The following is a 12,048-nucleotide window of genomic DNA, read 5'->3' as shown; positions in this document are numbered from 1 at the left end:
GCATGCGCTGGAGAGGCTCTAAAAAAGATAAGGCAACTGCTGCAAGTTATACTGATTTTTCAGCCGAAGGTCAGGAAGTAAAAGTTGCTGGCAATATGGCTTTTGACGGCAATCGCAAAAAACATGGCAACCGTGCCCGTAACCGTTTAATAATGGCGATGAGCTGCTTCATCGCCATTTATGGTGTTATTGGCGGTAAGCTGATTTATTTTGGTTTGCAGAGCGAAAAAGAAGAGGGCTACCGCGCGTCGGCTGCACTGAATCTGGCAGCACGCCCTGACATCCTCGACCGTAACGGCGAAATTCTGGCCACCGACATTAAAACCGCTTCGCTTTATGCGGAGCCAAAACGCATTGTCGATCCGGATGAAACGATTGAGCTTCTCTCCACCGTTTTACCTAATCTTGATTGGGAAGCGACCTATAAAAAATTAAAGAGCGGTTCTGGTTTTGCATGGATCCAGCGCGGTCTGACTCCGCGTCAGCAAAGCCAGATTATGGCGCTTGGTGTGCCTGGTATTGGTTTTCGAACTGAAACCAAGCGCTTTTATCCGGGCGGCCCGACCGCTTCACATATTCTTGGTCTCGTTAATATCGACAATCAGGGGATTGCCGGTATGGAGAAATATATTGATTCAGCCGGTTTGAGCGATCTGCGCTCGGCTGGCATGGTGAGCGAGCAAAGTTTAGAGCCGATCACACTATCGATTGATATTCGCGTCCAGCACATTATGCGTGACGAGCTGGAAAAAGCGATGGAGAAATACCGTGCTATTGCCGCCGGTGCCGTTGTGCTGAATGCGAAAACCGGTGAAGTTCTGGCGATGGCATCTTTGCCGGATTATGATCCGAATAATCCCGTCAACGCACTGGAAAAAGACCGTCTCAACCGTATGTCTGCCGGTACTTACGAGATGGGCTCGACCATTAAAACCTTCACCACGGCAATGGCGCTGGATTCAGGGCTTTTTAACCTGAACTCCAAATTTGATGCGACGCGTCCGATGGTGTTTGGCCGTCAGACCATTCGTGACTTCCACGGTAAAGCGCGCTGGCTTACCTTGGCGGAAGTCTTTATCTATTCCTCCAATATCGGTTCGGGTAAAGAAGCAGATGCTGTCGGCATTGAAGGGCACCGAAATTTCTTAAAACGTATTGGTCTGCTTGATCGTATGCAGACAGAACTGCCGGAAGTCGCACGTCCGGTTGAGCCGCGCGTTTGGAAGAAAGTGCATTCGATGACCATTTCTTTTGGTCATGGTATGATGACAACACCTTTGCAAACGGCAGTTGGTTCGGCAGCTTTGATGAATGGTGGCAAGCTTATTCAGCCGACTTTCTTAAAACGCACACAGGCTGAAGCTGATCAGGTGGCAACGCAGGTTGTCTCGCCAAAAGTCAGTGAAGACATGCGCTATCTTTATCGTCTTAACTCCGAGATCGGCTCCGGCCGTCGTGCGGAAGTGAAAGGCTATCGTGTGGGCGGTAAGACAGGTACGGCCAACAAGGTTGTGAACGGTAAATATGCCAATGACGTGCGTTTTAACGCCTTTTTGGCGGCTTTCCCGATGGATGATCCGACCTATGTGGTTTTGACCATTATTGACGAACCAAAACCGGAAGAGGGCATGTATAGTGCGACCGCTGGTTTGAACGCTGCACCGATGGTGGCCAATATTATTCGACGTTCTGCGTCATTTTTGGGTGTAAAGCCTGATTTTAATCAAGATATCACTTCAAAAGTTGTCTCATATGGTAATGACTGATTCGTGGCAGTAACAAAAAAGTTACAGGCCATGATGAGGCTGTAAACAAACAGGGTCTGGAACATTATGAAGCTGAAAGAAATCGCGGCCTTTTCGAAAATTTTAAGCCCGAGATACGTCGATGTCGTTATTACGGGGGTAACATCAGATTCGCGTAAGGTTCAGCCAGGCTATTTGTTTGCAGCGCTGAAAGGTGTGAAGGCCGATGGCGGCCAGTTTATCGCCGATGCGGTTGCACGTGGCGCGGCGGCAATTCTAACCGATGACAATCATCTTCCAGACCTCACCGTGCCGCAAATTAAATGCCCGGATCCGCGCCTCGCTTTGGCGCAGGCGGCAGCGGCTTTTTATCAAAAACAGCCGGATGTGATGGTGGCCGTCACCGGCACCAGCGGTAAAACATCCGTTGCTTCTTTCACCCGCCAGATCTGGGAATATGCAGGTTTTGCTGCGGCCAATATCGGCACAACCGGTGTTTTTTCGCCGACCCGCAGCGATTATAATTCGCTGACTACCCCTGATCCGGTGGAGTTACATCGTGTTTTGGCAGAGCTTGCTGATGAAGGTGTGACCCATGCGGCGATGGAAGCTTCATCTCATGGTCTCGATCAGCGCCGCCTTGATGGTGTGAAGCTGACGGCAGCTGCTTTCACCAATCTTGGCCGCGATCATATGGATTATCATGCGACCGTTGATGATTATCTGGCTGCAAAAATGCGCCTTTTTACAGAGCTTCTGCCAAAAGACGCGCCTGCAATTTTCTATGCCGATGATGTTTATTCCGAACAGGCGATTGAGGCTGCGCGCGATGCCGGCCTGACCAATATCAAAACTGTTGGCCGCAAAAGTGCTTTCATCAAGTTGAAGCGCTTGGAACATGAGCGCTTCCGTCAGCATCTGGAAGTGGCGGTCAATGACGAGATTTATGAAGTCAGCCTGCCATTGGCCGGTGAATTTCAGGTGGCTAATGCTTTGATGGCAGCGGCGCTGGCGATTGAAACCGGTGTGCCGCCACAGGCTGCGATGAAGGCACTTGAACGCCTCAAAGGTGCGCCGGGTCGTCTTGATCTGGTGGGTTCGGCTGAAAATGGTGCCCTGGCTTATGTCGATTATGCTCATAAACCTGATGCGCTGGAAAATGTGCTGGCTTCGGTTCGCCCGTTCACCACCGGCCGCATTATCGTTGTTTTTGGTTGCGGCGGTGATCGTGATAAGGGTAAACGCCCGATCATGGGTGAAATTGCAACGCGGCTGGCGGATGTGGTGATTGTGACCGATGATAATCCACGCACAGAAGTGCCGGAAGTGATCCGTCAGGAAATTATGGCGGCAGCGCCCAACGCACAAGAAATCGGCGATCGTAAAAAAGCAATTCAGGCAGCCGTTGCGATGATGAATACAGGCGACACATTGATTGTTGCCGGTAAGGGGCATGAAGAAGGCCAGACAGTCGGAGATCAGGTATTGCCGTTCTCTGATCATGCTGAAATTGCATTGGCGCTTCAGGCTCGTCAGAAGGAAGTATAAGAATGAGCCAGTGGCTGTGGACAGCTGATGAAATGGTCAAGGCAATGGAAGGGCGTCCGTTTGGCACCCTTCCAAAAGGCATTACAGGCATTTCGATCGATACCCGCACTTTGAAAGAGGGCGAGGCATTTTTTGCCATTAAAGGTGATAAATTCGACGGGCATGATTTTGCCACCCATGCAATGGCCGCAGGTGCAAGCCTGATGGTGGTTGCAGAAAAACGTCTGGCAGCTTTCGGCAATCTGCCGGTGCCGATGATTGTCGTGGAAGATGTGCTGGAAGCGCTGACCCGTTTGGGGATTGCTGCGCGCAAACGCTCGGAAGCGCAAATCATTGCCGTGACCGGCTCTGTTGGTAAAACCACCAGCAAGGAAGCGTTGCGCCATGTGTTGAGCCAGTCCGGCACAGTGCATGCTTCTGTCGCGTCTTTCAATAATCACTGGGGTGTGCCGCTGACTTTGGCACGGATGCCACGTGATATTGATTACGGTATTTTTGAAATCGGTATGAACCATCCCGATGAAATCCGCCCGCTGGTGAAAATGGTGCGTCCGCATGTGGCGATGATTTCGCTGATTGCTCCGGCGCATTTAGGCCAGTTTGCCAATCTGGAAGCGATTGCTGCAGCCAAGGGCGAGATTTTTGAAGGCATTGTGCCGGGTGGTTATGCGCTGCTCAACCGTGATGACAAGCGTTTCAAACAGCTGGAAAGCTTGGCTGAAGAGGCGGGTGTCGAGCATGTGGTGACTTTTGGCGAAAACGCGCAGGCAGATTATCGCCTTAACAAGCTCGAATTGTATGCGACTTATTCCAATATTGAAATGCGTATTGGCAAAAAGACTGTGGCGGTCAAAATTGGTGCGCCGGGTCGTCATATTGTACAGAATATGCTGGGCGTTATCGGTGCGGCTCATCTTGTTGGCGCAGACATGGAAAAAACCGTTGCAGCTTTGGCTGATTTACAAGCAGAAAAGGGGCGCGGTGCGACCTATCAACTGCGCTGCGGCGATGGTCATTTCACGCTGATTGATGAAAGCTACAACGCCAATCCGGCCTCAATGCGGGCGGCACTTGTGCTGTTGCAATCAGTTGAGCCGCAGGCAGGCGGTCGTCGCATTGCGGTGCTTGGCGATATGCTGGAGCTTGGCCGCCAGTCGGGCAAACTTCATGCTGATCTGGCGCGCCCGATTGTGGATGCGGATGTGAATGCACTTTATATTGGCGGCGCTGAAATGGCGGTGCTGAAATCTGCAATGCCTGTTGAAATTTATGTCGAATACGGGCAGAGCGTTGATGAATTATTGCCGGCTGTCCTCAATGAGGTACGTGCCGGTGACGTGGTGATGATTAAATCATCGATGTCGATTGCTTTTTCTAAAATTGTGAAAGCCCTGATTACCCGCTACCCGCCGGTTGAGGCAGCGGAATAAGTTTAGGGAATAAATAAAGAATGATGCCTGTAAGGATGACCCGCCCATGCTGATGCTTTTGACGTTGTTTGCTGACCATGTGGCGCCGTTTAACGTGTTCCGCTATATTACGTTTCGTACCGGCGGCGCGATGATAACTTCGGCACTGATCGTGTTTTTGTTCGGTCCGCGTATTATCGATGCCTTGCGAGTGCGTCAGGGGCGGGGGCAGCCGATCCGTGCAGACGGCCCGCAGACCCATTTCAAAAAAGCCGGTACGCCGACAATGGGCGGCCTGATGATCATGACCGGTATTTTGGCCTCGTCGCTGCTTTGGGCCAATCTTTCCAGCGTCTATGTCTGGGTTGTGCTGATGGTTTCTGTTGGTTTCGGCGCCATTGGTTTTTATGATGATTATCTGAAAGTTACCAAGCAGACAGATAAAGGCTTTTCCGGAAAATCCCGTTTGGGACTGGAATTTCTGATTGCCGGTGTGGCTGCATGGTTCATCATGAATGCAGGTCAGGAACCATTTTCCTCATCGCTGACATTCCCGTTTGTGAAAACATTCGTCTTGAATTTGGGTCTTTTCTTTATTCCGGTTGCAGCCTTCGTGATGGTTGGTGCCGGTAATGCGGTTAACCTCACCGATGGTCTGGATGGTTTGGCGATTGTGCCGGTGATGGTGGCTGCGGCCTCTTTCGGCCTGATCGCCTATCTTTCCGGTAATGCGATTTTTGCTGATTATTTGCAGATTCATTTTGTGCCGGGCACTGGTGAACTTTCCGTGGTGCTTGGTGCTGTTATTGGTGCCGGCCTTGGTTTCCTTTGGTTCAACGCGCCACCTGCCGCGATTTTCATGGGCGACACCGGTTCGCTGGCGCTTGGCGGTATGTTGGGTGCGGTGGCAGTTGCGACAAAACACGAAATTGTTTTGGCGATTATTGGTGGCTTGTTTGTGGTAGAAGCACTTTCCGTCATCATTCAGGTTGCGTCATTCAAACTAACCGGAAAACGTGTTTTCCTGATGGCGCCGATCCATCACCATTTTGAGAAAAAAGGCTGGACGGAAAGTCAGGTCGTTATCCGTTTCTGGATTGTGGCTATCATTCTGGCCATGATTGGTCTTTCAACTCTGAAGCTTCGCTAGGCATTTGCAATGATCCCGATCACCGCTTTAAAAGATAAAACCATTGCCCTTTTTGGTTTAGGGGGATCGGGTCTTGCGACGGCCAAAGCCATTGTGGCGGGGGGCGCGCAGATTATTGCATGGGATGATAATCCGCAAAGTGTTGCCAAGGCGCAGGCCGAAGGCATTGCAACAGGCGATTTACGTCTGGCAGACTGGGGGCAGTTTTCTGCCCTTGTTTTGTCTCCGGGCGTACCACTGACGCATCCAAAGCCGCATTGGACAGTGCAACTGGCGCATGAGGCAGGTGTTGAAATCATCGGTGATGTGGAATTATTTGTGCGCGAGCGTAAGCTTTTGGCGCCGGATTGCCCGTTCATTGCTATTACCGGCACCAATGGTAAATCGACAACCACAGCACTGATTGCCCATATTTTAAAATCATCCGGCCGCGACATGCAGCTTGGCGGCAATATCGGTACTGCGATTTTAACCCTTGATGCTCCGGCGGCAAATAAGTTCTATGTGGTTGAGTGCTCGTCTTATCAGATTGATCTCGCACCATCGCTTAATCCAAGTGCCGGTATCTTGCTTAATTTAACACCTGATCATCTCGACCGTCATGGAGCGATGGAAAACTATGCTGCCATCAAAGCGCGGTTGGTCGCACAAAGCGATGTAGCGATTGTCGGGGTTGATGATGATTATTGCGTGAAAATTGCTGATAGTCTGGCAGCAAAAACCGATAAACTTATTCGCATTTCGAAAGATAAGCCGCTGCAAAACGGCTATTTTGCTATAAAATCAGAGTTGTTTTATGCGCGTTCCGGTGATGTGAAATCATTAGGCTCGCTGCAATCCATCGGCTCGCTGCGCGGCAGCCATAATGCGCAAAACGCTTTGGCTGCAATTGCAGCTTGCATGAGTGTTGGCCTGAGCTTCACCGAAATTGAAGCGGGCTTGCAGAGTTTTCCAGGGCTTGCGCATCGCATGGAACAGGTGGCGCGTCGTGGCAAAGTGCTGTTCGTCAACGATTCCAAAGCCACCAATGCAGAAGCCACCGCACCGGCTTTATCCTCATTTGCTAAAAACATTTACTGGATTGTCGGTGGTGTGCCAAAAGCGGGTGGCATTGAAGCATTGCGCGAATTTTTCCCACGTGTTGCCAAAGCCTATCTGATCGGTGAAGCAGCCGCTGCTTTTGCCGCCACGTTAGGTAATGATGTTGTTTACGAAATTTCTGATACATTAGAAGTTGCCGTGACCCATGCGGCACATGATGCAGGCGCTGATGCCGCACATGAACCGGTTGTGCTGTTGTCGCCAGCTTGCGCCAGTTTTGATCAGTTTCAAAATTTTGAAAAGCGTGGCGATGCATTTCGAGATTTTGTGTTTGCTTTGGCAGGCACGACAAAGATTGAAGGGGCAAACTGATGGTAAGTCGTGTTGACCGTGGCCCTGTTGCAAATTGGTGGTGGACGATTGATCGCTACTTTCTCGCTGCCTGTTTGAGCCTGATGGGGTTAGGTATTTTGCTGTCTTTTGCGGCAAGCCCTGCGGTTGCCGAACGTATCGGCCTTGATAGTTTCCACTTTGTGGAGCGCCAGACTTTTTTCATGGTTCCGGCCGTGATTATCATGATTGGCGTGTCTTTTTGTTCGCCGCGTGAAATTCGCCGTTATTCGCTGATCCTGCTGATGGGCGCGCTGCTGATGATGGTGGCAGCCTTGTTTATCGGGGTTGAAGTGAAGGGTGCGCGGCGCTGGATTTCTATTCTGGGCATTTCCATTCAGCCATCTGAGTTTATGAAGCCTGCTTTTGTGGTGATTTGCGCCTGGCTTTTTGCTGAGCAGCAGCGCCGGTCCGATATTCCGGGCAATTTATTTGCGATGCTTTTGTGCGGGCTTGTGGTTGCTCTGTTGGTATTGCAGCCGGATTTCGGGCAAACCATGCTGACGGCAGGCACTTGGGGTGGCATGTTCTTTCTGGCCGGCTTGAACATGTTCTGGATTTTGTTGCTTGGTCTTGTCGGTGCTGCCGGTGCTTTTGGCGCTTATATGTTTTTCCCGCATGTGGCCGGTCGTATTGACCGCTTTATGACAGGTGAGGGAGATACGTTTCAGGTGGATAGCGGCCGCGAAGCTATTTTGCGCGGTGGCTGGTTTGGCCAAGGCCCGGGTGAGGGTACAGTCAAGCGCATCATTCCTGATAGTCACACTGACTTTATCTTTTCGGTCGCCGCAGAAGAATACGGCATTATCCTGTGCCTGCTGATTATGCTGCTCTTTGCATTTATCGTGGTGCGCGGCTTGTTGATTGCGCAACGCCAGAATGATCCGTTCAGCCGTTTAGCGATTTCCGGTGTGGTGATCCTGTTCGGTTTTCAGTCGGTCATCAATATGGCGGTGAATTTGCACCTGATGCCTGCAAAAGGTATGACGCTGCCGTTTATTTCCTATGGTGGTTCGTCCCTGATCGCGATTGCCATCACGATGGGTATTCTGCTGGCCTTAACACGCCGCCGCCCTGAAGGGCGCATGTCGGCAACGGTACGTATGGGGACACAGGCACCGGCTCTGTGAGAAAAAAAGATGCAAAAAGATGTAATCGTGCTTGCAGCGGGTGGTACTGGCGGACATCTGTTTCCGGCCGAAGCTTTGGCTTATGAACTGACCGCACGCGGCTATGATGTGCATCTGGCAACGGATGCCAGAGCACAGCGTTTTTCCGGTGCCTTTGCCGCTGATCATGTGCATGTGATCCGCTCGGCCACTTTGTCGGGGCGCAATCCTGTCGCCATCGCCCGCACCATGTGGGAATTGTGGCGCGGTAATCTCGACAGCCGGGCTTTGTTTAAAAAGTTAAAGCCGAAACTGGTGGTGGGCTTTGGTGGTTATCCGACCTTGCCACCGCTTTATGCTGCGCATCGCATGAATATCCCGACCCTTATTCATGAGCAAAATGCCGTGATGGGGCGCGCCAATAAAGGTTTGGCTGCACGGGTTAAAGCCATTGCCGGTGGTTTTTTGGCGGAAGGCAAAGGTACATTTGCCGATAAAATTATCACGACCGGCAATCCGGTGCGTCCGCCGGTGGTGGCAGCAGCCAAGCAACCCTATCAGCTTTCAAGTGACAATGACCGCTTTCATTTGCTGGTTTTTGGCGGCAGTCAAGGCGCACAATATTTTAGCCAGGCGGTTCCGGCGGCCATTGCTTTATTGCCAAAGACATATCAGGCACGCTTGCTGATTGCCCAGCAGGCGCGTCCTGAAGATCAGGAAACTGTCACTGCGATTTATGAAAAACTGGGCGTTGGTGCGCAGGTTGAGCCTTTCTTCAGCGATCTGCCTGCACTTCAGGCCGATGCGCAATTTATCATTGCCCGTTCTGGTGCTTCCACTGTTTCGGAAATTGCCGCCATTGGCCGTCCGGCTATTCTGGTGCCGTTTCCGCACGCGCTTGACCATGACCAATCCGCAAATGCTGAAGCATTGGCTGCTGTGGGCGGAGCGCAGGTCATCAAACAAACAGAACTATCACCACAGAAGCTGGCGGAACTTATTCAAGTGGCTATGGATGAGCCGCAGCGATTGGCGAAAATGGCTGAAGCTGCAAAAACTGTCGGTAAACTTGATGCAACACGGTTGCTTGCCGATCTGGCAGAGGTTATTGCAGCGGGCAAGTCAGTGAAAGATTATAAGGAAGGACTGCGTCCATGAAGATGCCGTTAAATATCGGGCTCGTACATTTTGTCGGTATTGGCGGCATTGGGATGAGCGGTATTGCCGAAGTGCTGCACAATCTTGGTTATAAAGTGCAGGGGTCAGATCAGGCAGATGGTGCCAATGTGCAGCGTCTGCGTGAAAAGGGCATTGAAGTTTTTGTCGGCCATAAGGCTGAAAACTTAGGCGATGCGGATGTGGTTGTTGTTTCAACCGCAATTAAAGCAAGCAATCCTGAGCTGATTGCAGCGCGTGAGAAGTTGTTGCCGGTTGTGCGCCGCGCTGAAATGCTGGCCGAGCTGATGCGCTTCCGTCATGCTATCGCCATTGGTGGTACCCATGGCAAAACCACCACGACATCCATGGTTGCAGCTCTGCTTGATGCAGGTAAGCTTGATCCGACCGTTATCAATGGCGGCATCATTAATGCCTATGGCACCAATGCGCGTATGGGCGATGGTGACTGGATGGTGGTTGAGGCCGATGAAAGTGATGGTACTTTCTTAAAACTGCCTGCTGATATTGCCGTGATCACCAATATCGATCCTGAGCATCTGGATCATTATGGTTCTTTTGACAATGTGCGTGCAGCCTTCCGGCAGTTTGTTGAGAATGTGCCTTTCTATGGTTTTGGCGTTATGTGCCTTGATCATCCTGAAGTGCAGGCACTTGTCAGCCGTATTGAAGACCGTCGCATCATTACTTATGGCCATAATCCGCAAGCTGATGTGCGCTATATCAACCATCATATGGATGGTGCGGTGAGTGTGTTTGACGTCCAGATCCGCTCCCGCAAGGGTGATATGGTGCTGATCGAAGGTCTGCGTCTGCCAATGCCGGGCATGCACAATGTGTCCAATGCGACGGCTGCGATTGCTGTGGCCTATGAGCTTGGTATCTCGGCAGACGATATTGTGAAAGGTCTTGGGGCCTTTGGTGGTGTGAAGCGTCGCTTTACCCATACCGGCACCTGGAACGGCGTTGAAGTTTTTGACGATTACGGCCACCATCCGGTGGAAATCCGCGCGGTGCTGAATGCCGGACGGGCTGCAACCAAGGGTCGCGTTGTGGCTATCGTTCAGCCGCATCGCTATACACGTTTGCATAGCCTTTATGATGAATTTGCATCATGCTTCAATGATGCCGATACTGTGATTGTAGCGCCGGTTTATACGGCTGGTGAAGACCCGATTGAAGGTGTTGATTCACAAAATCTGGTGTCGCGCATTAAAACGGCCGGTCACCGCGATGCACGTTTTGCCAGTGGTGCTGAAGCTTTGGCGCCGATGGTGCATGAAATCGCGCGCCCGGGTGATTTTGTTATCTGCCTGGGTGCCGGTAACATTACCCAATGGGCTTACGCATTGCCGGACGAATTGGCAGCATTGGATAAGGCATAAAATCATGGAAAGCGGTGAGCTTCTTCTGGCGCGTCTGGGTGACCGGTTAAAAGGTCTGCGCGGTAAGATGACGGTTGATGCCGGAATGGACAAAATCACCTGGTTTCGCACCGGTGGTCCGGCACAAGTGTTTTTCCAGCCGGCTGATGAAGAAGATCTCGCTTTATTTCTGCAAGTCCTGCCGGAAGAAATTCCGTTAATGGTGGTGGGCATCGGCTCCAATCTGATGGTGCGCGATGGCGGCATACCGGGCTTTGTGGTGCGTTTGAGCGCTAAAGGCTTTGGCACTGTTGAGCAGGTGAGTGATACGCGCCTGAAGGCCGGTGCGGCAGCGACAGATAAACGTCTTGCTGCCTCAGCACTGGAAGCGCAGCTTACCGGTTTTCATTTCTATAGCGGTATTCCGGGTGGTCTTGGTGGTGCGCTGCGGATGAATGCCGGTGCTAACGGTGTTGAGACCTGCGAGCGCGTGGTCGAAGTGCGCGCGCTCGACAGAAAAGGCAATCTGCACGTTTTGAGCAATGCCGATATGGGTTACACCTATCGTCATTCCGCGGTACCTGCTGATTTGATTTTCACCTCCGCTATTTTAGAAGGTGAAAAGGGCGATCCGGCAACTATTCGCCAAGCGATGGACGATGTGCTGCATCATCGTGAAACCGTACAGCCGGTACGTGAAAAAACCGGCGGCTCGACGTTTAAAAATCCTGAAGGCACATCCGCGTGGAAAGAAATTGATAAGGCAGGCTGTCGTGGCTTGCGAGTTGGCGATGCGCAAATGTCGGTCATGCATTGCAATTTCATGATCAATAATGGTGCGGCCAGCGGCTTTGATCTGGAACGTTTGGGCGAAACGGTGCGGGCAAAGGTATTGGAAAATTCCGGTATTTTGCTGGAATGGGAAATTAAGCGTATTGGCCTGTTTGCCTCTGGTCAGAGCTTGTCTGAACTTCAGGTTGCAGATGATGCGGTGTTTCTCGCTTAATTGGCACGGGCTTCAATTTATTTTGTAAAAATAAATATTTTTTTGATGCTTGTTTTCCAGGAAACCGAGTCTTTTCTGATGTTTCCGGCATATCTAATAAATAACTAATC

At 51.3% G+C, this 12,048-nt stretch carries 9 protein-coding genes; all 9 read left to right on the top strand.

Annotation, left to right across the window (positions count from 1 at the left end; translation table 11 throughout):
* Positions 1 to 2 precede the first annotated feature (2 nt).
* The 9 genes from FHS77_RS01715 (at position 3) to murB (ending at position 11,938) form a co-directional block, all read left to right on the top strand.
* Positions 3 to 1,766 carry a peptidoglycan D,D-transpeptidase FtsI family protein gene (locus tag FHS77_RS01715; RefSeq protein ID WP_184219066.1) on the top strand — a complete coding sequence of 588 codons (1,764 nt, stop codon included), beginning with the start codon at positions 3 to 5 and terminating at the stop codon, positions 1,764 to 1,766.
* A gap of 66 nt (positions 1,767 to 1,832) precedes the next feature.
* On the top strand, positions 1,833 to 3,293 hold the full coding sequence (locus tag FHS77_RS01710) for a UDP-N-acetylmuramoyl-L-alanyl-D-glutamate--2,6-diaminopimelate ligase (protein WP_184219064.1): 1,461 nt from the start codon (positions 1,833 to 1,835) through the stop codon (positions 3,291 to 3,293).
* 2 nt (positions 3,294 to 3,295) lie between these two features.
* Positions 3,296 to 4,723 carry a UDP-N-acetylmuramoylalanyl-D-glutamyl-2,6-diaminopimelate--D-alanyl-D-alanine ligase gene (locus FHS77_RS01705; protein ID WP_184219061.1) on the top strand — a complete coding sequence of 476 codons (1,428 nt, stop codon included), beginning with the start codon at positions 3,296 to 3,298 and terminating at the stop codon, positions 4,721 to 4,723.
* A gap of 46 nt (positions 4,724 to 4,769) precedes the next feature.
* A complete protein-coding gene (gene mraY, locus FHS77_RS01700) occupies positions 4,770 to 5,852 on the top strand; it encodes a phospho-N-acetylmuramoyl-pentapeptide-transferase (protein ID WP_184219059.1) in 1,083 nt (360 codons plus the stop codon).
* 9 nt (positions 5,853 to 5,861) lie between these two features.
* On the top strand, positions 5,862 to 7,265 hold the full coding sequence (gene murD / locus FHS77_RS01695; RefSeq protein WP_184219056.1) for a UDP-N-acetylmuramoyl-L-alanine--D-glutamate ligase: 1,404 nt from the start codon (positions 5,862 to 5,864) through the stop codon (positions 7,263 to 7,265).
* Positions 7,265 to 8,413, top strand: coding sequence for a putative lipid II flippase FtsW (gene ftsW / locus FHS77_RS01690; protein WP_184219053.1), 1,149 nt, complete (start codon positions 7,265 to 7,267; stop codon positions 8,411 to 8,413). The genes murD and ftsW overlap by 1 nt, the downstream gene beginning before the upstream one ends.
* 9 nt (positions 8,414 to 8,422) lie before the next feature.
* On the top strand, positions 8,423 to 9,550 hold the full coding sequence (gene murG, locus FHS77_RS01685; RefSeq protein WP_184219050.1) for an undecaprenyldiphospho-muramoylpentapeptide beta-N-acetylglucosaminyltransferase: 1,128 nt from the start codon (positions 8,423 to 8,425) through the stop codon (positions 9,548 to 9,550).
* Positions 9,547 to 10,953: a UDP-N-acetylmuramate--L-alanine ligase gene (murC, locus tag FHS77_RS01680; RefSeq protein WP_184219047.1), complete on the top strand. Its 1,407-nt coding sequence runs from the start codon at positions 9,547 to 9,549 to the stop codon at positions 10,951 to 10,953. The genes murG and murC overlap by 4 nt, the downstream gene beginning before the upstream one ends.
* 4 nt (positions 10,954 to 10,957) lie before the next feature.
* Positions 10,958 to 11,938: a UDP-N-acetylmuramate dehydrogenase gene (gene murB, locus FHS77_RS01675; RefSeq protein ID WP_184219044.1), complete on the top strand. Its 981-nt coding sequence runs from the start codon at positions 10,958 to 10,960 to the stop codon at positions 11,936 to 11,938.
* The last annotated feature ends 110 nt before the right edge of the window (positions 11,939 to 12,048 follow it).

The sequence above is a fragment of the Paenochrobactrum gallinarii genome (assembly GCF_014205685.1).
Classification (GTDB): domain Bacteria; phylum Pseudomonadota; class Alphaproteobacteria; order Rhizobiales; family Rhizobiaceae; genus Paenochrobactrum; species Paenochrobactrum gallinarii.
Note: the sequence above shows the minus strand (reverse complement) of the source record. Positions and strands in the feature narration are given on the sequence as shown.